Source organism: Variovorax sp. GW821-FHT09D05 (genome assembly GCF_059416325.1).
Genome location: NZ_JBWKOZ010000003.1, coordinates 293,913 through 314,221 on the forward strand (window position 1 = coordinate 293,913; position 20,309 = coordinate 314,221).

A 20,309-nucleotide genomic window follows, 5' to 3' on the forward strand; every position below is an offset into this window, starting at 1 on the left:
GTGCATTTCCACCAAGCGTTCCATGGACCTCCCCCACCTCACGGCGGGCAAGCGTTTCACGCTGCCGCGCCCCCCGTTGTCGGCCGATGCCTTGCTGCTGGCGCAGTTGGCCATGCGCGAGAAAGCCGCGGGGCGCGCCACGGCGATGTTCACGGCCGATGCCAACGATGCCCAGCGCCTGATCGACGAGATCGCCTTCTTCGCGCCCGACCTGCGCTGCGCCCTCTTCCCCGACTGGGAAACGCTGCCCTACGACAGCTTCTCGCCCCACCAGGACCTGATCAGCGAGCGCCTTGCCACCCTCTGGCGCATCAGCCAGAAAGAGGCCGACGTGGTGCTGGTGCCCGCCACCACCGCGCTCTATCGGCTGGCGCCGCCGGCCTTCCTGGCCGGCTACACCTTCCAGTTCAAGGCCAAGCAGAAGCTCGAGGAATCGAAGCTCAAGGCCCAGCTCACGCTGGCCGGCTACACCCATGTGACCCAGGTGGTGAGCCCCGGCGAATACGCGGTGCGCGGCGGCCTGATCGACCTGTTCCCCATGGGCTCGCCGGTGCCTTTCCGCGTCGACCTGTTCGACGACGAGATCGACTCCATCCGCACCTTCGACCCCGACACACAGCGCAGCCTCTACCCCGTGCCCGAAGTGCGGCTGCTACCGGGCCGCGAGTTCCCGATGGACGACGACGCGCGCGGGCGCTTTCGCAGCCGCTGGCGCGAACTGCTCGAAGGCGACCCGACCAAGAGCCGCATCTACAAGGACATGGGCAACGGCGTGGCCACCGCCGGCATCGAGTACTACCTGCCGCTGTTCTTCGACGAGACGGCCACGGTGTTCGACTACCTCGGGCCGGATGCCACCGTGGTGCTGCACGGCGATCTCGAACCGGCTTTCCAGCATTTCTGGCAGGACACGAACGAACGCTACCGGCTGGTGCGCGGCGACCCCGAGCGCCCAGCCCTGCCGCCCGAGGCGCTGTTCCTGAACGCCGAGCAGTTCTACCAGCGCGCCAAGCCCCATGCGCAGCTCGCAATTCGCGGCGATGTGCCTACGGATGCACCCTACGCCGAATTCGACAAACTGCCGCCCTTCGCCGTGGTGCGCGGTGCCGAAGACCCGCTGGTCGGCCTGAAGGCCCACATCCGCGCCACGCCGCACCGCGTGCTGCTGATCGCCGAGAGCGACGGCCGCCGCGAAAGCCTGCTCGACTTCCTGCGCGCCAGCGGCGTGAGCCCGCCGGCCTTCGACTCACTGGCCGAGTTCGAAGCCTCCGCCGACGAAAAGATCGGCATCGCCACCGCCGCGCTGGCCTCGGGTTTCGCCTGGCGCGAACAGGGCATCGACCTCGTCACCGAAACCGAGCTGTTCGCCACCGCGCCCACCACGCGCCGGCGCAACAAGAAGCAGGAACAGGTCAGCGACGTCGAAGCGCTCATCAAGGATCTGTCGGAGCTCAACGTGGGCGACCCGGTGGTCCACACCGCGCACGGCATCGGCCGTTACCGCGGCCTGATCCACATGGACCTGGGCCAGGGCACCGACGCCGAAGGCAAGCCGCTGCTGCAGGAAATGCTGCACCTGGAGTACGCCGACAAGGCCACGCTCTACGTGCCGGTGTCGCAGCTGCACCAGATCAGCCGCTACACCGGCGTCAGCGCCGACGAAGCCCCGCTGCACAAGCTGGGCTCCGGCCAGTGGGAAAAGGCCAAGCGCAAGGCCGCCGAGCAGGTGCGCGACTCGGCAGCCGAGCTGCTCAACATCTACGCTCGCCGCGCCGCACGCGAAGGCCATGCCTTCCGTTACTCGCCGGCCGACTACGAGGTGTTCTCCAACGACTTCGGCTTCCAGGAAACCGCCGACCAGAAGGCCGCGATCCACGCCGTGGTGCAGGACATGATCTCGCCCCAGCCAATGGACCGCCTCGTGTGCGGCGACGTGGGCTTCGGCAAGACCGAAGTTGCGCTACGCGCCGCCTTCATTGCCGTCACCGGCGGCAAGCAGGTGGCGTTTCTCGCGCCCACCACGCTGCTGGCCGAGCAGCACTACCAGACGCTGGTCGACCGCTTCGCCAAATGGCCGGTGAAGGTGGCCGAGATGAGCCGCTTCCGCTCGGCCAAGGAAATCACCGCCGCAGCCAAGGGGCTGGCCGAGGGCCAGGTCGACATCGTGGTCGGCACGCACAAGCTGCTCTCGCAGTCGGTCAAGTTCAAGAACCTGGGCCTGCTCATCATCGACGAGGAGCATCGCTTCGGCGTGCGCCACAAAGAGGCGATGAAGGCCATGCGCGCCGAAGTCGACGTGCTCACGCTGACGGCCACGCCGATTCCGCGCACGCTGGGCATGGCGCTCGAAGGCCTGCGCGACCTGAGCGTGATCGCCACCGCGCCGCAGCGCCGGCTGGCCATCAAGACATTCGTGCGCAACGAGGGCACCGGCGTGATCCGCGAAGCCGTGCTGCGCGAGCTCAAGCGCGGCGGGCAGGTCTACTTCCTGCACAACGAGGTCGAGACCATCGAGAACCGCCGCCAGAAGCTCGAAGAAATATTGCCCGAGGCCCGCATCGCCGTGGCCCACGGCCAGATGCCCGAGCGCGAGCTTGAGCGCGTCATGCGCGACTTCGTGGCGCAGCGCTACAACCTGCTGCTGTGCTCGACCATCATCGAGACCGGCATCGACGTGCCGACCGCCAACACCATCGTGATGAGCCGCGCCGACAAGTTCGGCCTGGCGCAGCTGCACCAGCTGCGCGGTCGCGTCGGCCGCTCGCACCACCAGGCCTATGCCTACCTCATGGTGCCCGACACCGAAGGCCTGACCAAGCATGCGGCGCAGCGGCTCGACGCCATCCAGCAGATGGAAGAACTGGGCTCCGGCTTCTACCTGGCCATGCACGACCTGGAGATCCGCGGCACCGGCGAGGTGCTGGGCGAGAACCAGAGCGGCAACATGATGGAGATCGGCTTCCAGCTCTACAACGAGATGCTGAGCGAAGCCGTGCGTGCACTCAAGGCCGGCCAGGAGCCCGACTTGCTGTCGCCGCTGTCGGTCACCACCGAAATCAACCTGCACGCACCCGCCCTGCTGCCCGACGACTATTGCGGCGACGTGCACCTGCGGCTGTCGTTCTACAAGAAGCTGGCCACCGCGAAGACGCCCGACCAGATCGACACGCTGCTGGAAGAAATCGTCGACCGCTTCGGCAAGCTGCCGCCGCAGGCGCAGACGCTGATCGACACGCACCGCCTGCGCGTGCTGGCACGGCCCTACGGCGTGGTGAAGGTCGATGCGGCGCCGGGGATCATCAACATCACCTTCAAGAAGGACGCGCCGGTCGATGGCATGGCCATCATCCAGCTGATCCAGAAGAACAAACACATCAAGCTCGCCGGCAACGAGAAGCTGCGCATCGAGCGCGAACTGAAAGAGCCCAAAGACCGGGCCCAGCTGGTGCGCGACGTGCTGCGCAGCCTGGGCCAACCTATCGTCAAGGAAACCGTCACCGCATGAGCGCTACAGAAATCTCCCCCGGCCTCGTCATCCAGCGCGTGAAGCCGCCGCTCAAGCTCGCCGACTTCAAGCTGATCGCGTTCGACATGGACTCGACGCTGATCAACATCGAATGCATCGACGAGATCGCCGATGCGGTCGGCAAGAAGGCCGAGGTGGCTGCCATCACCGAAGCCACGATGCGCGGCGAGATCAAGGACTTCAAGGAAAGCTTGCGCCGCCGCGTGGCACTGCTGCAGGGCGTGCCGGTCGAGGCACTGCAGCAGGTGTACGACGAGCGGCTCAAGCTCAACCCCGGCGCGAGCGAGCTGGTGGCGGCCTGCAAGGCGGCCGGCCTCAAGGTGCTGCTGGTGTCGGGCGGCTTCACCTTCTTCGCGAACCGCGTGAAGGACCGGCTGGGCATCGACTTCGCGCGCTCCAACCTGCTCGACGAGGCTGGCGGCAAGCTCACCGGCCAGGTGGTCACGCAGAGCTGGGGCGACATCTGCGACGGCGCCGAAAAGCGCCGCACGCTGCTCGAGGTGGCGTCGCTCATGGGCATCTCGCCGCAGGAAACCATCGCCGTGGGCGACGGCGCGAACGACCTGCCGATGATGGGCGAGGCCGGCCTTTCGGTTGCGTATCACGCCAAGCCGAAGGTGCGCGAGCAGGCCATGGTGGCCATCAACGAAGGCGGCCTCGACCGCGTGCTGGAGGTATTGAAATGACCGACACCGCCCCGCTCTACAGCGCCGACGCGCTCAGGGACTATGCCAGCGCCCTGCTGCAGAAAGCCGGCCTTGCCGCATCGATGGCCGACAGCGTGGCGCGCACGCTGGTCGAAGGCGACCTGCTGGGCCATGACACGCACGGCCTCGCGCTGCTGGCCGGCTATGTGAAGGAAATCGAGTCGGGCGGCATGACGCGCGACGGCGCCCCCGAGGTGCTGTCGGACCGCCCCGCCGCCGTGCTGTGGGACGGCAAGCGCCTGCCCGGCCCCTGGCTCATGGACCACGGCATGGACCTGCTGGTGCCGCGTGCGCGCGAGCTGGGCACGGCCTCGCTCGTGATCCGCCGCAGCCACCACATCGCCTGCCTCGCCGTCTACATGCTGCGCGCGCTGCAGGAAGACATGCTGATGCTGCTGGCCTGCTCCGACCCCAATGCCGCCAGCGTCGCGCCCTTCGGCGGCACGCAGGCGGTGTTCACGCCGAATCCGCTGGCCATGGGCTTTCCGCTGTCGCAGGGCGGCGTGATGGTCGACATTTCGGCCTCCATCACCACCAACGGCATGAGCAACCGCAAGCGCGCGGCCGGCGAGACCTTCGCCGAGGAATGGCTGATCGACGCCACCGGCAAGCCGTCGAACAATCCGCAGGTGCTGTTCGACCAGCCGCCCGGCACGCTGCTGCCGGTCGGTGGGCTGAGCCACGGGCACAAGGGCTACGGAATGGCGCTGCTGGTCGAGACGCTCACGGCCGGCCTCGCGGGCCATGGCCGTGCCGATCCGCCCGAGGGCTGGGGCGCGACGGTGCACATCACGCTGCACGACCTGAACGCCTTCGGCGGCAAGGACGCCTTCCTGTACCAGATGGACCATGTGGCGGCCAAGTGCCGCGACAACACGCCCATCGACCCGGCCAGGCCTGTGCGGCTGCCGGGCGAAGGCGGGTTGAAGCGTCGGGAAGCGCAGTCGAAGAACGGGGTGCGGCTGCACCCGTCGATTGCGCGCTCACTGCACGATGCGGAGCAGCGCCACGGCCTGCGGCTGGCGCAGGCGCTGGTCTGAGCGAGGGTCAGTCTTCGGCGTCGGGCGACGCCGCGGCTTCGCCCGCTGGGCGCGGCTTGCGCTGGCCGGGCTTGGCCAGGATCTCGACGTAGAACTGCTTGCCGGCCTCTTTCACCACGCCGTCGATGAGGCCGGTGATGGCCGACAGGTGAACGACTTCGGCGTTCTCGGCCTCGGTGCCGAATTTGCAGTCGAAGTCCCAGAAGTCCGCGCCTTCTGGCAATACGCGCCGCCGCTCGCGCTTGATGTACTTGCGGATCTCGTGCTTGATGGCTTCGAGGAGACGGTCGGGGTGCTTGCCCTCGACCTGAAGCTGAAAGGTTTTTCTCATGGGTGATCGTAACCAATGTGAAAGCCACCGAATCCGGCACCGCCCGATGCCCTGGATGGGCACCGATCTTGCTCGCTACCATGGCTGCCAGGCAAATTTTGCGGCGGCCACGCCGAATCACCCATGCTGACCTTTTTTCATCCGGAGCAGCTGCTGCACCATCCGCGCAGCTATCTGTCGCGTGGACAGATGCGCACGCCGCAGGAAATTCCCGAGCGCGCGCTGCGGCTCGTCGCCGCGGTGCAATCGCTCGGCTTCGACCTCCAGACACCGGCCGATGCCGGCATGGCGCCATTGGCCGCCGTGCACAGCAACGACTACCTGCGCTTTCTCGAAGAAGCACACGGTGAATGGAAGCAGATGCCGCCCGACTGGGGCGACGAGGTGATGTCGAACGTCTACGTGCGCGAGCCCAACCGGCTGCGCGGCATCCTGGCGAAGGCGGCGCGCTACCTTGCGGACGGCAGTTGCCCGGTCGGAGCCGAGACCTGGCGCTCCGCGTACTGGTCGGCCCAGAGCGCGGTGGCCGGCGCGACGGCCATCACCGACGGCGCCCGCGCGGCCTATGCGCTGTGCCGCCCTCCCGGCCACCATGCACGCGTCGATGCCGCCGGCGGCTTCTGCTACCTCAACAACGCCGCCATCGCCGCCCAGGCGCTGCGCGGGCGCTTCGGGCGTGTGGCGGTGCTCGACACCGACATGCACCACGGCCAGGGCGTGCAGGAAATCTTCTATGGCCGCAGCGACGTGATGTACGTTTCGATCCACGGCGACCCGACCAACTTCTACCCGGCAGTGGCCGGCTACGAAGACGAGCGCGGGACCGACGAGGGCGAAGGCTTCAACGTCAACTTCCCTATGCCGCACGGCGCGCCGGAAGCAGTCTTCTTCGAGCGGCTCGACGAGGCCACGGAGGCGCTGCGGCGCTTCGCGCCCGACGCGCTGGTGCTGGCCCTCGGCTTCGACATCTACAAGGACGATCCGCAGTCCCAGGTCGCAGTGACGACCGAGGGCTTCGGGCGCCTGGGCAAGGCTGTTGGCGCGCTGGGCTTGCCGACATTGATCGTCCAGGAAGGCGGCTATCACCTGGAGAGCCTGGAAGCCAATGCAAGCGCCTTCTTCGGGGGATTCGCGGATATCGCGTGATGGTCTTGGCGGCGACGGCTGCCGCGCTGTGTACAGTCGGCGCTTCGAATGGAAGCAGGTAAAGACATGGCGCGCGCAAACGACTGGGCAAGCAAGGTGATGGCATTGATCAATGGTGGCAACCCCACCGCCGCCATCGCGCAGATCAAGGTCGCGCCCTCGGTCAAGGACCTGAAGGCGCTGCAGACCATCATGACGCTCTCGAAAATGAAAGGCCGCTATCCGAACGTGGATGCGGCCATTGCGGACAACCTGGAACTGCTTGCGGCGCCCCGGCTGCACCGCTCGCCGTGATCGGCAACGCTCTTTACAGCGCCTGACCGAGACGCTTCACGCCCTCTTCGATCTTCGCCACATCGGCCGTTGCGAAGCTCAGGCGCAGCGTCGCCACATCGGGCTTCTCGGCAAAGAACGGCGCGCCGGGCACGAAGGCCACGAGCTTCTCGATCGCGCGCTTCGCCAGTTCATTCGCATCCGCCAGCTTGCCGTTGGCGCCCGTGAGGCGCGCCCAGAAGAACAGGCCGCCGTTGGGCTGCGTGAAGCTCACCGCATCGCCCAGCTCGCGCTTCAGCGCCGCGCCCATGGCTTGCGCGCGCTGGCCGTACACCTCGCGCACATGCGCCAGCGTGGCGGGCATGCGGCCGCTCTTGAGGTACTGGGCGGCCGTGGCCTGCGAGAAGGTGCTCGTGTGCGCGTCGCTGAACTGCTTGCACATCGTTGCCTTGGCCAGCAGCTCGGGCGGAGCAATCATCCAGCCGATGCGCAGGCCGGGGCTCAGCACCTTGCTCAGGCTGCCGCAATGCGCCAGCAGTTCGCGGCTGCCCGGCACGTCCTTGCTCAGCGCAAGGATCGACGGCGGCGGGGCTTCGCCGAAGTAGAGGTCGCCGTAGGGGTCGTCCTCGACGATCAGCGTCTGGTACTTCACGGCCAGTTCGAGCACCTTCTTGCGGCGCTCCAGCGTCAGCATCGCGCCGCTGGGGTTGCCGAAGGTGGGGATCAGATAGACGAACTTGGGCTTGTGCTCGGCGATGAGCTTCTCCAGCTCGTCGGTCTTCACGCCGTTGGCGTCGATGGGCGCGCTGATGAGCTGCGCGCCATAAAGGCGAAAGCACTGGATGGTCGCCAGGAAGGTCGGGCCCTCGACGATCACCTTGTCGCCGGGCGAGATCATGGTCTTGCCCAGCAGGTCCAGCGCCTGCTGGCTGCCGGTGGTGACGATCAGGCCGCTCGGGTCGACGTCGACGCCCTTGGTCTTCATGAAAGCGCTGAGCTGGGTGCGCAGCGGCTCGTAGCCTTCGGTGGCACCGTATTGCAGCGCGCCGCCGGGTTCTTCGGTGAGCGCCTTCTGGCTCGCCTCCTTGAGCCCCTCGACATCGAACATGGCGCTGTCGGGGAAGCCGCCCGCGAAGCTGATGATGCCGGGCTTGCCCAGCAGCTTGAAGAGTTCGCGGATGGCGGATGTCTCGACATTGTCGAGGCGGGAGGCGAATTGCATGGTCAGTCTCACTTTCTGGGTGACATTGTCACCAAAGCTCGGGCAATAAAGCTGCGTAAGGCTATCGCCTTTCAACGATATATTGCGCGAGCTGCCCTCACGAAGCTCAATGAAAAAAGACAACATCCCCCTCTTCTTCGCCACCCTGCAGGCGGCCAACCCCACACCCGAGACCGAGCTCGAATACGACAGCCCCTTCGAGCTGCTGGCAGCCGTACTGCTGTCGGCGCAGGCCACCGACGTGGGCGTGAACAAGGCCACGCGCAAACTGTTTCCAGTGGCGAACACGCCGCAGGCCATCCTCGACCTGGGCGTCGAGGGGCTGGAGGAGTACATCAAGACCATCGGCCTGTACCGCAGCAAGGCCAAGCACCTGATCGAAGCCTGCCGCATGCTGGTGGAGCTGCACGGCGGCGAGGTGCCGCGCACCCGCGCCGAGCTGGAGGCGCTGCCCGGCGTCGGCCGCAAGACGGCGAACGTGGTGCTCAACGTGGCCTTCGGCGAAGCGACGATCGCGGTCGACACGCATATCTTTCGCGTGGGCAACCGCACCGGGCTCGCGCCCGGCAAGACGCCGCTCGAAGTGGAGCTCAAGCTCGAGAAGCGTGTTCCGCCGGAATACCGGCTGCATGCGCACCACTGGCTGATCCTGCATGGCCGCTACATCTGCGTAGCGCGCAAGCCGCGGTGCTGGGAATGTGCGGTGGCCACCTTCTGCGCCTATAAACCAAAGACGCCCTCCCCGAAAACGGCCTGAAGAATGACGACACGAAAGAACGACACCCGGACGCTGCTGGCTACCGCGCTGCTGGCAGCCCTCCTCCCGGCCGCGGCCTGGTCGCAGCAACCGGCCGCAGGCCTGCCGCCCGACGCCATGACGCTCTACGGCGGCCGCTGGTCGACGAACTGCGCCGACGCCTCGGCGCCGACGCTGCAGGTGCTCCAGGACAAGCTGATCGCCGAGAGCGGCAAGCGCCGCGTGGTCACCCGCGAGCCGCAGACAGCCCACAGCTTCTTCGGCAACAGTCCGCCGCCGGCAGGTTTCGACGTGGCGCTGATGAGCGACGCGGGCAAAGCCGGCTCGATGACATTCCTCGTCTACCGCACGACGCGCGGCCAGTACATCACGCTGGACGCCGACAAGCCGGTCGCCGGCCAGCTGGGCCTCGAATTGATGAAGCAGCGCTACTGGCGCTGCGAAGGCGCCGCGCGGGCCGAGCCCCCGCCCACCGAGCCCAAGGCCAAGGTGCCTCCCCCGCCCACGGGCAGCCCGGCGGCGCTGGCGCAGGGCCCAGCGATGCAGAAGGCCTGGCGCGCCGCCCTGGGGGCGCGCGAGAACGACCGCTGGCTGGTGCGCCGCGAAGGCCCGGCACCCGAGCCGCAATGGGTGACGGTCGAGGGCACGCGCTACCTGCTGCACGCCTTCTGCAAGCCGCACGACTGCTTCGACAACAACGCGATCGCGCTCTACGACCAGGGCTCCGGCCGCATCTACGGCCTGGTGCAGCGCAACGGCAGCAACCGCCTCGTGGGCTCGCCGCCCGCCGCGCTCGCCCCTCAGCTCGAAAAGCTCTGGCGCGAACAGTGGCGGCAGAAGAACTGAGCTGACTGGCCGGGGAGCCTGTCAGATGGCGGGTGAATTGTCGAAAGTCAGCCAGCTGCCGAACGCAATCTCGCCGGCAGGCCAATCGGCAGCAGCTGCAGGACAGCCCACACCCCGGTGCAGCAGCGTCATCGCGCGCAGCACGCCAGCGTGGGTGACCCACAGCGCGTCGCCCTTGCTCGCCAGCCATTCATCGTGCGCGGCCGCCACGCGCTGCATGAAGGCACGCACGCTTTCGCCATGGCCGCCCGCGGGCGCGTCGGCGAAGTTGCCGGTCCAGGCTTCGAAATCTTCGCGCGGAATGGCGGACCATGGCCGCCCTTCCCAGCCGCCAAAGTTCATTTCGGCGAGCCGGGCATCGTGCTGTACCCGGAGATCGGGCCGCAATGCAGCGATGGCATCGGCCAGCCCGGCGCAACGCCGCAGCGGCGAGCTGATCAAGGTGATGTCCGCAGGCAGCAAGGGCGCGATGCGCTGCGCGGCTTCGAGCGTCGCGTCCGCATGGGCTTCGAGGTCCGTGGCGCCGTAGCAAAGGCCGGGCTCGGCCACCACGGGCGCATGGCGCTGGAGCCAGAGGTTTCGGCTTGTGCTCATGCACGCCACGCCAGCGCGAGGTAGATCGCCAGCTCGCAGACCTGCTGCGTCGCTCCCAGGCCATCGCCGGTGAAGCCTTGCAGCCGCCGAAGAAACAGCCTCGCCATCCAGCCCGCGGCCAGAACGGCCGCAAGCACGGCCGCCCCGACGTGCACGGCGTCGTGCGCACACAGCAGCAGCGCCACCGCCGGAACCGTCCACACCAGCGCAATCACCAGCGCTCCGCCGCTGATCGCATCCGCCAGCGGCTTGGCCTTGCTCGCCCCGCTGTCGCCCACATAAGGCAGCCAGCGGATCAGGAACAGCGGCATCAGTCGCGACAGCACGTGCGCGCCGACGATGGCAACGGCCACGGTCTGCAGGCCACGCCCGGCCAGCACGGCGAGCAGCGCGCACTTCAGGGCCAGTGCCAGCACCAGCGCAATCGCACCGAAGGCGCCGATGCGTGAGTCCTTCATGATTTCCAGAGCCCGGTCCCGGTCGGCCGAACCGCCCAAGCCATCGGCCACGTCGGCCAGTCCGTCTTCATGGAAGGCGCCGGTCAGAATCACGGTGGCGAGGGTGCTCAGCAATGCAGCCGCCAGCGCGCCCGCGACGCCGGGCAGCCCCATGCCGACACCCGTGAGCACCAGCGCCGCCACCCCACCCACCAGCCATCCGATGCCGGGCAGATGGGCCGCGCTCGCTCGCAGCATCTGAGGGCTGAAGCCGACCCATGCGGCCAGTGGCCCCGTCACCGGCACACGCGTGAAGAACTGCAGCGCGAGCAGGAAGTGGCGAACGCCGTTCATCCGCTTCAGGCGTCCTTGCGCGACACGCCGGCCGACTCGAAGCTCGCCATCTCGCGCAGGATGCGGCAGGCCGATTCGAGCAGCGGCCAGGCCAACGCACCGCCCGAGCCCTCGCCCAGGCGCAGTTCGAGGTTCAGCAGCGGGTCCAGCCCCAGCCGCTCCAGCAGCAGCAGATGCCCGGGCTCGGCCGAGCAGTGCGCGGCCACGCAGCGCTGCACCACGCAGGGCTGCAGCGCCTGTGCCACCAGCACCGCCGCGCTGGCAATGAAGCCGTCGACCACGATCACGCGCCGCTCCTCGGCCGCCTGCAGCACTGCGCCGACCAGCGTGGCGATCTCGAAACCGCCAAAGGCCGCCAGTGCGTCCAGCGGCGCCGTTGCACCCGCGTGCAACGCAAGCACCTGCCGCAGCACCTCGCGCTTGCGCGCCAGCCCAGCCGCGTCAAGGCCCGTGCCGACGCCGATGCAGACGTCGATGCCCAGCCCGCCCAGCCGCGACAGCAGCAGCGCGGCAGACGAGCTGTTGCCGATGCCCATCTCACCAAGCAGCAGCGCATTGCCCGGCAGCGCACGCACCACTTCGCGCCCGTTGACGATGGCCTGTGCGCACTGGGCTGCCGTCATGGCCGGGCCCGTGGAGGCGTCGGCCGTGCCTTCAGCGATCCGGCGCGACACCAGTCCCGGGCGGGGCTGGAAATCGCGCCGCACGCCGCAATCGACCACCGTCAGCGCCAGCCCGTGCTGGCGCGCGAGCACGCTCACGGCGGCGCCGCCGGCGAGGAAGTTCTCGACCATCTGCCAGGTCACGTCGCCAGGAAACGCCGAGACTCCGCGCGCCGCCAGCCCGTGGTCGCCCGCGCAGACCAGCATTTGCGGGGCTTCGAGCACCGGGTTCTCAGTGCCCAGGATGCTGCCGATGCGCAAGGCCAGCGCTTCGAGCCGGCCCAACGCACCGAGCGGCTTGGTCTTGTTGTCGATCGCGCTGTGCAGGCGGGCGGCAAGCTGGGCGTCGGTGATGTCGGAAATGGTGGGGATGGTCTCGGTCATGCAATCAGTCCGGCGAGCACGCCGGCGTCGAAGTGGGTGTCGATGAATTCGGCCAGGCCGTCGAAGGTGGCGTCCAGCGTGGGCACGGAGGCACCGAACAATGCATGCAGCGTGCCGGGGTCTTCGAACAGGCCGTGAAGGTAAATGCCGAGCACGTTGCCGCGCGCGTTCTGCCAGGCCAGCCCGTCAGGCATCACCGCGTGGCCGTCTTGTGCCATCTGCGGGTGTGCGGCGGTCTGGCCGTGATGAATTTCGTAGCCGACAACGGGCACGCCCGACAGCGGGCCCCAAGTGCCGGTCAGCTCGCCGAAGGTCGCGGCGCGATGCCGCACCGTCTTCTCGCGCGCGAACACCGTCACCAGCGGCAGCAGGCCGAGCCCCGGCGCGTTGCCGTCGATGCCGTGCGGATCGACCAGCGCCTCGCCCAGCATCTGCAGCCCGCCGCAGATGCCCAGCACCGCGCCGCCGCGTTCGGCGTGGGCGGCCACGGCGCGGTCCAGCCCCTGCGCGCGCAGCCAGGCCAGGTCGCCGCTGGTGTGCTTGGAGCCGGGCAGCACGATCCAGTCGGCGCCAGCCACGTCGGCCGGCGTGCGGGCCCAGACCAGCCGCACGCCCGGTACGTTCTTCAGCGCCTGGAATTCGTCGAGGTTGCTGATGCGCGGGTACGCCACCACCGCCACGGTGCGGGTGACGGTGCCGCTGGCGCGGCTGCGGTCGTCGAACACGCCGTCTTCCTCGGGCAGGCCGTGCTGCCACCACATCGGCAGCGTGGCCACGGTGGGCACGCCAGTCAGTTCCTGCAGTTGCTGCGGCGCGGGCGCGAGCAGCGAGGCATCGCCGCGGAACTTGTTGAGCACGAAGCCGCGCAGCAGCGCCCGGTCGGCCTCGGGCAGCAGCGCCCAGGTGCCGTACAGGTGGGCGAAAGCGCCGCCGCGGTCGATGTCAGTCGCCAGGAGGCAGCGCGCGCCAGCATGCCGGGCGATGCGCATGTTGACGATGTCGTTGGCCATCAGGTTGATCTCGGCCGGCGAGCCAGCGCCTTCGATCACGACCACGTCGTTGTCGCCGCGCAGTTCGTCTAGCGCCTGCGCAATCTGCGGCCAGACGCGCTCGCTGCGGCCACGCCAGGGCAAGGCCGAGAGCTCTTCGCTCACCTGCCCCATCAGCACCACCTGGCTATGGGTGTCGCGCTCGGGCTTGAGCAGCAGCGGGTTCATGCGCACGTCGGGTAGTGCGTTCGCGGCCAGGGCCTGGAAATACTGGGCGCTGCCGATCTCGCCGCCATCGACCACGCGGGCGTTGTTGCTCATGTTCTGCGCCTTGAAGGGCGCTACTTTCAGGCCTTGCCGCGCATACCAGCGGCACAGCGCCGTGGCCAGCCAGCTCTTGCCGGCTCCGCTGGTGGTGCCCAGAACCATGACGCACCGCGCCGGCCCGCTTTTCGCCTTTGAACTCATCGGCGGATTGTCGTTGAGCACCGCGCCGGCCCGAAAAAGACCGAGCGAGACAGAACCAAGCCGACGAAATGAGACATTTTTCACACCCAAGGCGTTGCAAACGCATCCGGTGAATCCAACAGTCCCTTTCTTGCGTACACCCGGCATCACACACCGCACTGCACCCCAGGGACCCATGCCAGCCTTGAACGATTTGGCGCTCACCGTCGAGGAACGCGAACCGGGCCAGTTCTTCTGGACCCTGCTCGAAGCCCGCCATGGCGACGAAGCCTCCGAGACCCTCGACTACCGGGTCTACCGGACGGCGGCCAGGCCGCAGGCCAGCTATTCCAGCGCCCTGGCCATGGGCGCGGCGGAGCTGCAAAAAATAAGCGCCGCCGCGAACCTCGCCGGCAAAGCCGGCTAAGCCCACGACGGCGCAAAGACCGCCTTGCGGCGTTCAGGCTGTCAATTTCAATCCTGGGTCGTCTGGGTCGTCACTTTTCAGCGCGTGGCTACCTTGGTCTGTGCGCCGGCAGCCGCCACGGGCGCTGGAGCTTCCCATCCGCCGCCAATGGCGCGAATCAGCCCCACGGCCGCCTGGTACTGCGCCGACTTCACCTGCAGCGCCTGCCGCCGATTGCGCAGTTCGCTGCGGCGTGCGTCCAGCAGGTCGAGCTGGCTGATGTAGCCGTTGCGATAGCGCGTGTCCGACAGGCTGGTAGCGCGCTGGGCCGAGGTCACGGCCTGCGCCTGCACCACCGATTGCTCCTGCAGGATGCGTATGGCAGCCAGCTGGTCTTCGACCTCCTGGAACGCCACCAACACCTGCGTGCGATAGCTCGCGAGCGCGCCGTCGAGCTGGGCATTGGCGCCCTGCACGCCGGCCTCGCGGCGGCCGCCGTCGAAGATCGGCAGCGACAGCAGCGCGCCCACGCCCCACGAGCGCGCCGACCACTTGAAGAGGTCGCCGACCTCGGGCGAGGCATAGCCGGCGGCGCCGGTCAGCGAGATGTCCGGGAACCACGCGGCCTGCGCCACGCCGACACGGGCCTGCGCGGCGAGCACAGCGTTCTGCGCCGCCGACACGTCCGGCCGGCGCGTGAGCACCGTGGCCGGCACGCCCGGTGGGATCGACGGCAAGGCGGTCGACCACTCGTCGCTGCGCAGGCCGAAGCTCGAAGCCGAGTCGCCCACCAGCACTGCCAGCGCATGCTCCACCTGGGCGCGCTGGCGGTCGAGCGCGAGCGCGTCCGACTCGGTCGACGACACCTCGGTCTGCACGCGCGCCACGTCGAGCTCGGCGATGTCGCCGGCTTGTTCACGTCGCTGCGACAGGCGCAGCGTGTCGCGGTAGGCCTCGACCTGTTCGCGCACCAGCGCGCGTTCGGCATCGAGCGCGCGCAGCTGCAGGTAGGTCTGCGCCACTTCGGCCTGCACCGCGAGCCGGGTGCTTTGCAGCAGCGCCTCGCGGCCGGTCGCGTCGAGCTTGGCCGCATTGCTGGCGCCCGAGAGGCGGCCGAACAGGTCGACTTCGTACGAGAACGTGGCACCGATGTTGGTCATCGTGGCCGGCGTGGTGCTGGCCGTGGCCTTGTCCAGGCCGGCGCCGCGGTTGGCGCCGGCGCTCAGGCCGATCTGCGGCAGGCGGTCGGCGTTGGCGCTGCGCGCCAGCGCGCGGGCCTCGGCCAGCCGTGCAGCCGCGGCCTGGATGTTGTTGTTGCTGACGTCGGCCTTCTCGACCAGCGCATTCAGCGTCGGGTCGTTGAACGCCAGCCACCAGGCGCCGCGTGCCTGTGCCTCGGAAGGCACGGCGCGCGTGAAGCCGGCGGGCGGCGACATGCCGTCCTTGCCTTGCTCCTTGAACTGCGCCGTGGTCGTGATCTCGGGCAGGCCCGAAGGCACGGTGGCACAGCCGGCCAGCACCAGGGCGGCCATCAGCGGCAGCAAGGCGGTACGAAGAGGCTTCACCAGCGGTTGAACTGAGAATTTCATGATGAGCTTTCTCTTTCTTATTGATCAGTCGTCATGCGAGGGACGCGGCGATGCAGGCACAGGGTGCAGCCCACCACCGCCCGAGCCACCGTGCGACGGCGCAGCCGGATGCTCGGCCGACACGAAGTCGTCGCCATGCGGCACTTCGCCATGCAGCTTGAGCGGCCGGTTGCCCGCGAGGCGGCGCAGCAGCACGTAGAACACCGGCGTCAGGAACAGGCCGAAAGCCGTCACGCCGATCATCCCGGCGAACACCGCCACGCCCATGGCCTTGCGCATCTCCGAGCCCGCGCCGGTCGACAGCACGAGGGGCAGCACGCCCATCACGAAGGCCAGCGAGGTCATCAGAATCGGGCGCAGGCGCAGGCGGCTGGCTTCGATGGCGGCTTGTATCGGTGTGCGGCCGGCGAATTCGAGCTCCCGTGCGAACTCCACGATAAGAATCGCGTTCTTCGCACTCAGCCCCACCAGCACGATCAGCCCGATCTGCGTGAAGACGTTGTTGTCACCCCCCGATATCCATACGCCCGTCATCGCGGCCATGATGCCCATGGGCACGATCAGGATGATCGCGATCGGCAGCGTCAGGCTTTCGTACTGGGCGGCCAGCACCAGGAACACCAGCAAGATGGCCAGCGGGAACACCAGGAAGGCGGAGTTGCCGGCCAGGATTTCCTGGTACGTCAGCTCGGTCCACTCGAAGCTCACGCCCTTGGGCAGCGTCTCGGCCGCAATCTTGGTGATCGCGTCCTGCGCCTGGCCCGACGAATAGCCCGGTGCCGGGCCGCCGTTGATGTCGGCGGCCAGGTAGCCGTTGTAGCGCATGGCGCGTTCAGGGCCGAAGGTCGAATTCACCTTCATCAGCGCAGCCAGCGGCACCATCTCGCCCGTGGTCGAGCGCACCTTCAGCAGGCCCACGTCTTCGGCACGGGCGCGGTAAGGCGCATCGGCCTGCACTCGCACGCTGTACGTGCGGCCGAACTTGTTGAAGTCGTTCGCATACAGGCTGCCGAGGTAGATCTGCATGGTGTCGAAGATGTCCGTCACCGGCACGCCGAGCTGGCGCGCCTTGGTGCGGTCGATGTCGGCATACAGCTGCGGCACGTTGACCTGCCAGCTCGTGAACATGCCGGCCAGTTCGGGCGCCTGCTGTGCCTTGGCCATGAAGGCCTTCACTGCCGCGTCCATCTGGTCGTAGCCCACCGAGGCACGGTCTTCCAGCTGCAGCTTGAAGCCGCCCGTGGTGCCCAGGCCCGCCACCGGCGGCGGCGGGAACATCACGATGAATGCGTCCTGGATGCCTGCGAAGGCACCGTTGAGCTGGCCGGCCACCGCACCGCCGCTCTGGTCGGGGCGCTTGCGCTGGTCGAAGGGCTTGAGCGTTGCGAACACGATGCCCGAGTTCGAGCTGTTGGTGAAGCCGTTGATCGACAGGCCCGGGAAGGCGATGGCGTCTTCCACGTTCGGGTTCTTCTTCATGATGTCGCCCATGCGGGTGATCACCTCTTCCGTGCGGTCGAGCGTGGCGCCGTCGGGCAGTTGGGCAAAACCGATCAGGTACTGCTTGTCCTGCGCCGGCACGAAGCCGCCGGGCACCGCCTTGAAGAGACCGAAGGTCACGGCGACGAGCGCGACGTAGATCGCCAGCATCAGCGCCTTGCGCGAGATCACGCGCTTCACGCCGCCGCTGTAGGCCTCGGAGCCGCGATGGAACAGCTTGTTGAAGCCGCGGAACAGCCAGCCGAAGGCCTTGTCCATGCCGCGCGTCAGCGCGTCCTTGGGAGCATCGTGGCCGCGCAGCAGCAAGGCAGCGAGCGCGGGCGACAGCGTGAGCGAGTTGATCGCCGAGATCACCGTCGAGATCGCAATCGTCACCGCGAACTGGCGGTAGAACTGGCCCGTGAGACCGCTGATGAAGGCCAGCGGAACGAACACGGCCACCAGCACCAGCGCGATCGCGATGATGGGGCCCGACACTTCGCGCATCGCACGGTAGGTTGCTTCACGCGGCGTGAGCCCCGCCTCGATGTTGCGCTCGACGTTCTCCACCACCACGATGGCGTCGTCCACCACGATGCCGATGGCCAGCACCAGCCCGAACAGGCTCAGCGCGTTGATCGAGAAACCGAGGACGTGCAGCACCGCGAAGGTACCGATCACCGACACCGGCACGGCCAGCAGCGGAATGATGGAAGCGCGCCACGTCTGCAGGAACAGGATCACGACCAGCACCACCAGCATGATGGCTTCGAGCAGCGTGTGGATCACCGATTCGATCGATGCGCGCACGAACTGCGTCGGGTCATAAGCGATGCGGTATTCCAGGCCCTCGGGCATGTTCTTGTTGAGCTCGGCCATCGTCTTGCGCACGTTCGACGAGATGTCGAGCGCGTTGGAGCCCGGTGCCTGGAACACACCCATGCCGACGGCCGGGTCGTTGTTCAGCAGCGAACGCAGCGAGTAATCGGCGGCGCCCATTTCGAGGCGGCCGATGTCGCGCAGGCGGGTCACGGCGCCATCGGTGCCGCTCTTGACGATGATGTCGCCGAATTCTTCTTCGCTCTGCAGGCGCCCTTGCGCATTGATCGACAGCTGCATGTCCACGCCCGACAGGCCCGGCGAAGCGCCGACCACGCCGGCCGCGGCCTGCACGTTCTGGCCACGGATGGCAGCCACCACGTCGCTGGCCGAGAGGCCGCGCTGCGCGACCTTCTGCGGGTCGAGCCACACACGCATCGAGTAGTCGCCGCCGCCGAAGATCTGGACCTGGCCCACGCCTTCGATACGCGCCAGCGGATCCTTCACGTTCAGCACCGCGTAGTTGCGCAGGTAGTTGATGTCGTAGCGGTTGTTCGGCGAGACGAGGTGGACCACCATCGTCAGGTCAGGTGCGCTCTTGACGGTCGTGATGCCGAGCCGGCGCACTTCCTCGGGCAGGCGCGGCTCGGCTTGCGAGACGCGGTTCTGCACGAGCTGCTGTGCCTTGTCGGGATCGGTGCCGAGGCGGAACGTGACGGTGAGCGTCAGCACGCCGTCGGTGGTTGCCTGGCTGCCCATGTAGAGCATGCCCTCGACGCCGTTGATCTGCTCTTCGATCGGTGTGGCGACGGTTTCGGCGATCACCTTGGGGTTGGCGCCGGGGTAGGTGGCGCGCACCACCACCGAGGGCGGCGCGACTTCCGGGTACTCCGAGATCGGCAACCCGCGCAGCGCGATCAGGCCGGCTATCAGCATCAATAGCGACAGCACGCCGGCAAAGATCGGCCGGTCGATGAAGAATTTTGAGAGATTCATGATGGTTCTCCGGTGGGCGCGGGTGCGCCCTCCTCCGAAATCAGGACTTGGCCGCTTCCGCGACGCGTTCCGGTTGTTGTTGCTTGGGGTCCGCCTTGGCGTCCATGGTCACTTGCTGCGGCGCCACCAGCGCACCCGGGCGGATGTGCTGCAGGCCGTTGACGATGACGCGATCGCCCGCCTTCAGGCCCTTGCTCACGACACGCAGGCCGTTGATGGAAGTGCCCAGGGTCACTTCGCGGTAGGTGGCCTTGCTGTCTTCACCCACGACCATCACGAACTTCTTGTTCTGGTCGGTACCGATGGCACGCTCGCTCACCAGCAGTGCGGTGTCGTTGCGAGCCTGGCCCATGCGGATGCGGGCGAACTGGCCGGGGATGAGCGCGCCGTCCTTGTTGTCGAACGAGGCACGCACACGCACCGTGCCGCTGCGGGCGTCGACCTGGTTGTCGATCAGCTGCAGCTTGCCGGTGAAGGGCGTGCCGTCGAGGCCGGCGGTGCCCATCTGCACGGGAATCGACTCGATCTGGCCGCGGGCGCTGGAGCCGCTCGGCAGGTCTTTCAGCGCACGGGTGATGACCTGTTCGTCAGCATCGAAGCTCGCGTAGATCGGGCTCACCGAGACCAGCGTGGTCAGCACCGGAGCGCCCGGACCGGCCGCCACCAGGTTGCCCACCGTCACCTCGATCCTGCCGATGCGGCCCGACACCGGAGCCCGCACCTGGGTGTAGCCCAGGTTCAGGCGCGCCGACTGCAGCGAGGCTTGCGCCGCACGCAGGTTGGCGTCGGCTTCGCGGCCGGCGTTCACACGCTCGTCGTATTCACGCTGGGCAATGGCCTTGTCGTCCCACAGGCGCTTGGCACGCTCCTGCTCGCTGCGGCTGAACGACTGGCGGGCCTGTGCGGATGCCACCTGCGCTTCGGCGCGCTCGACCTCGGCCGCGTACGGTGCGGGGTCGATGGTGACCAGCAACTCACCCTGCTTCACCAGCGCGCCTTCGCGGAAGTGCAGCGACTGCACGGCCCCCGCGACGCGGGAGCGCACGTCGACGCGCTCGACGGCTTCGAGCCGGCCCGAGAACTCGTCCCAGGCGTTGATCTCGCTCGACGCCACGGTGGCGACAGAAACCGGCGTGGCTTGCGGCGCGGCCGGGGCGTTGTTGGCTTCGGCCTTGAAGCTGTACATGCCAACCACCGCGGCGGCCACCGCCAGCAGTGCGGTAATGCCGGTCACGGCGGGCCACAGGCCCTTGCGGGCTACGGAAGACAGCTTTTTCTCGTTGTTCGACATGATGGTTCGTCCTT

Annotated in this window: 17 protein-coding genes; 8 read left to right on the forward strand and 9 right to left on the reverse strand. The window is 67.8% G+C overall.

Going from position 1 to position 20,309, the window contains the following annotated elements:
• Positions 1–22 precede the first annotated feature (22 nt).
• Genes mfd through AC07O3_RS09355 form a run of 3 tightly spaced genes read left to right on the forward strand, consistent with a single transcriptional unit; the run spans position 23 to position 5,273 of the window.
• Positions 23–3,505, forward strand: coding sequence for a transcription-repair coupling factor (gene mfd / locus AC07O3_RS09345; protein WP_093073851.1), 3,483 nt, complete (start codon positions 23–25; stop codon positions 3,503–3,505).
• Complete coding sequence (serB, locus tag AC07O3_RS09350) at positions 3,502–4,212, forward strand: phosphoserine phosphatase SerB (protein WP_093175764.1); 711 nt, start codon at positions 3,502–3,504, stop codon at positions 4,210–4,212. The genes mfd and serB overlap by 4 nt, the downstream gene beginning before the upstream one ends.
• Positions 4,209–5,273: an Ldh family oxidoreductase gene (locus AC07O3_RS09355; protein ID WP_495339146.1), complete on the forward strand. Its 1,065-nt coding sequence runs from the start codon at positions 4,209–4,211 to the stop codon at positions 5,271–5,273. The genes serB and AC07O3_RS09355 overlap by 4 nt, the downstream gene beginning before the upstream one ends.
• 7 nt (positions 5,274–5,280) lie before the next feature.
• On the opposite strand, the gene AC07O3_RS09360 is transcribed toward AC07O3_RS09355, so the two are convergent.
• A complete protein-coding gene (locus tag AC07O3_RS09360) occupies positions 5,281–5,604 on the reverse strand; it encodes a DUF6172 family protein (protein ID WP_495339147.1) in 324 nt (107 codons plus the stop codon).
• A 123-nt stretch (positions 5,605–5,727) separates the two neighbouring features.
• Here AC07O3_RS09360 and AC07O3_RS09365 point away from each other — a divergent pair, with 123 nt between their 5' ends.
• Together AC07O3_RS09365 and AC07O3_RS09370 are read left to right on the forward strand one after the other, a co-directional pair.
• Complete coding sequence (locus AC07O3_RS09365) at positions 5,728–6,750, forward strand: histone deacetylase family protein (protein ID WP_495339148.1); 1,023 nt, start codon at positions 5,728–5,730, stop codon at positions 6,748–6,750.
• Positions 6,751–6,816: 66 nt separating this feature from the next.
• Complete coding sequence (locus tag AC07O3_RS09370) at positions 6,817–7,044, forward strand: hypothetical protein (RefSeq protein WP_081267286.1); 228 nt, start codon at positions 6,817–6,819, stop codon at positions 7,042–7,044.
• A 13-nt stretch (positions 7,045–7,057) separates the two neighbouring features.
• On the opposite strand, the gene AC07O3_RS09375 is transcribed toward AC07O3_RS09370, so the two are convergent.
• Complete coding sequence (locus tag AC07O3_RS09375) at positions 7,058–8,245, reverse strand: aminotransferase-like domain-containing protein (protein ID WP_097199122.1); 1,188 nt, start codon at positions 8,243–8,245, stop codon at positions 7,058–7,060.
• 109 nt (positions 8,246–8,354) lie between these two features.
• On the opposite strand from AC07O3_RS09375, the gene nth reads away from it, so the two are divergent.
• Together nth and AC07O3_RS09385 are read left to right on the forward strand one after the other, a co-directional pair.
• Complete coding sequence (gene nth, locus AC07O3_RS09380; protein WP_093056519.1) at positions 8,355–9,002, forward strand: endonuclease III; 648 nt, start codon at positions 8,355–8,357, stop codon at positions 9,000–9,002.
• 3 nt (positions 9,003–9,005) lie between these two features.
• Entirely contained in the window at positions 9,006–9,848 is an 843-nt protein-coding gene (locus AC07O3_RS09385) for an Ivy family c-type lysozyme inhibitor (protein ID WP_495339149.1), read from the forward strand.
• A gap of 21 nt (positions 9,849–9,869) precedes the next feature.
• On the opposite strand, the gene AC07O3_RS09390 is transcribed toward AC07O3_RS09385, so the two are convergent.
• From AC07O3_RS09390 to AC07O3_RS09405, 4 genes are read right to left on the reverse strand one after another with little or no spacing between them, the layout of a single operon-like run.
• The gene (locus AC07O3_RS09390; protein WP_495339150.1) at positions 9,870–10,442 is read right to left on the reverse strand and encodes a histidine phosphatase family protein; all 573 of its coding nucleotides are present in this window, start codon (positions 10,440–10,442) and stop codon (positions 9,870–9,872) included.
• The gene (locus AC07O3_RS09395) at positions 10,439–11,233 is read right to left on the reverse strand and encodes an adenosylcobinamide-GDP ribazoletransferase (RefSeq protein WP_495339151.1); all 795 of its coding nucleotides are present in this window, start codon (positions 11,231–11,233) and stop codon (positions 10,439–10,441) included. Before AC07O3_RS09395 ends, AC07O3_RS09390 begins: the two co-directional genes overlap by 4 nt.
• A 5-nt stretch (positions 11,234–11,238) precedes the next feature.
• Positions 11,239–12,279, reverse strand: coding sequence for a nicotinate-nucleotide--dimethylbenzimidazole phosphoribosyltransferase (cobT, locus tag AC07O3_RS09400; protein WP_440531685.1), 1,041 nt, complete (start codon positions 12,277–12,279; stop codon positions 11,239–11,241).
• Positions 12,276–13,736: a cobyric acid synthase gene (locus AC07O3_RS09405; RefSeq protein ID WP_495339152.1), complete on the reverse strand. Its 1,461-nt coding sequence runs from the start codon at positions 13,734–13,736 to the stop codon at positions 12,276–12,278. Before AC07O3_RS09405 ends, cobT begins: the two co-directional genes overlap by 4 nt.
• Positions 13,737–13,911: 175 nt before the next feature.
• On the opposite strand from AC07O3_RS09405, the gene AC07O3_RS09410 reads away from it, so the two are divergent.
• A complete protein-coding gene (locus tag AC07O3_RS09410) occupies positions 13,912–14,142 on the forward strand; it encodes a hypothetical protein (RefSeq protein ID WP_093073835.1) in 231 nt (76 codons plus the stop codon).
• A gap of 77 nt (positions 14,143–14,219) precedes the next feature.
• Here the strand turns inward: AC07O3_RS09410 and AC07O3_RS09415 are convergent, their stop codons facing one another.
• The 3 genes from AC07O3_RS09415 to AC07O3_RS09425 are packed head-to-tail and all read right to left on the reverse strand — an operon-like array spanning position 14,220 to position 20,295.
• Positions 14,220–15,710 carry an efflux transporter outer membrane subunit gene (locus tag AC07O3_RS09415; RefSeq protein ID WP_495339153.1) on the reverse strand — a complete coding sequence of 497 codons (1,491 nt, stop codon included), beginning with the start codon at positions 15,708–15,710 and terminating at the stop codon, positions 14,220–14,222.
• A 24-nt stretch (positions 15,711–15,734) separates the two neighbouring features.
• The gene (locus tag AC07O3_RS09420) at positions 15,735–19,004 is read right to left on the reverse strand and encodes an efflux RND transporter permease subunit (protein ID WP_495339154.1); all 3,270 of its coding nucleotides are present in this window, start codon (positions 19,002–19,004) and stop codon (positions 15,735–15,737) included.
• A gap of 40 nt (positions 19,005–19,044) precedes the next feature.
• The gene (locus AC07O3_RS09425) at positions 19,045–20,295 is read right to left on the reverse strand and encodes an efflux RND transporter periplasmic adaptor subunit (protein ID WP_093056511.1); all 1,251 of its coding nucleotides are present in this window, start codon (positions 20,293–20,295) and stop codon (positions 19,045–19,047) included.
• Between the last annotated feature and the right edge of the window lie 14 nt (positions 20,296–20,309).

Coding starts and splice junctions, on each gene's coding strand:
- mfd (WP_093073851.1), top strand. CDS start 23: ATGGACCTCCCCCACCTCACGGCGGGCAAGCGTTTCACGCTGCCGCGC.
- serB (WP_093175764.1), top strand. CDS start 3,502: ATGAGCGCTACAGAAATCTCCCCCGGCCTCGTCATCCAGCGCGTGAAG.
- AC07O3_RS09355 (WP_495339146.1), top strand. CDS start 4,209: ATGACCGACACCGCCCCGCTCTACAGCGCCGACGCGCTCAGGGACTAT.
- AC07O3_RS09360 (WP_495339147.1), bottom strand. CDS start 5,604: ATGAGAAAAACCTTTCAGCTTCAGGTCGAGGGCAAGCACCCCGACCGT.
- AC07O3_RS09365 (WP_495339148.1), top strand. CDS start 5,728: ATGCTGACCTTTTTTCATCCGGAGCAGCTGCTGCACCATCCGCGCAGC.
- AC07O3_RS09370 (WP_081267286.1), top strand. CDS start 6,817: ATGGCGCGCGCAAACGACTGGGCAAGCAAGGTGATGGCATTGATCAAT.
- AC07O3_RS09375 (WP_097199122.1), bottom strand. CDS start 8,245: ATGCAATTCGCCTCCCGCCTCGACAATGTCGAGACATCCGCCATCCGC.
- nth (WP_093056519.1), top strand. CDS start 8,355: ATGAAAAAAGACAACATCCCCCTCTTCTTCGCCACCCTGCAGGCGGCC.
- AC07O3_RS09385 (WP_495339149.1), top strand. CDS start 9,006: ATGACGACACGAAAGAACGACACCCGGACGCTGCTGGCTACCGCGCTG.
- AC07O3_RS09390 (WP_495339150.1), bottom strand. CDS start 10,442: ATGAGCACAAGCCGAAACCTCTGGCTCCAGCGCCATGCGCCCGTGGTG.
- AC07O3_RS09395 (WP_495339151.1), bottom strand. CDS start 11,233: ATGAACGGCGTTCGCCACTTCCTGCTCGCGCTGCAGTTCTTCACGCGT.
- cobT (WP_440531685.1), bottom strand. CDS start 12,279: ATGACCGAGACCATCCCCACCATTTCCGACATCACCGACGCCCAGCTT.
- AC07O3_RS09405 (WP_495339152.1), bottom strand. CDS start 13,736: ATGAGTTCAAAGGCGAAAAGCGGGCCGGCGCGGTGCGTCATGGTTCTG.
- AC07O3_RS09410 (WP_093073835.1), top strand. CDS start 13,912: ATGCCAGCCTTGAACGATTTGGCGCTCACCGTCGAGGAACGCGAACCG.
- AC07O3_RS09415 (WP_495339153.1), bottom strand. CDS start 15,710: ATGAAATTCTCAGTTCAACCGCTGGTGAAGCCTCTTCGTACCGCCTTG.
- AC07O3_RS09420 (WP_495339154.1), bottom strand. CDS start 19,004: ATGAATCTCTCAAAATTCTTCATCGACCGGCCGATCTTTGCCGGCGTG.
- AC07O3_RS09425 (WP_093056511.1), bottom strand. CDS start 20,295: ATGTCGAACAACGAGAAAAAGCTGTCTTCCGTAGCCCGCAAGGGCCTG.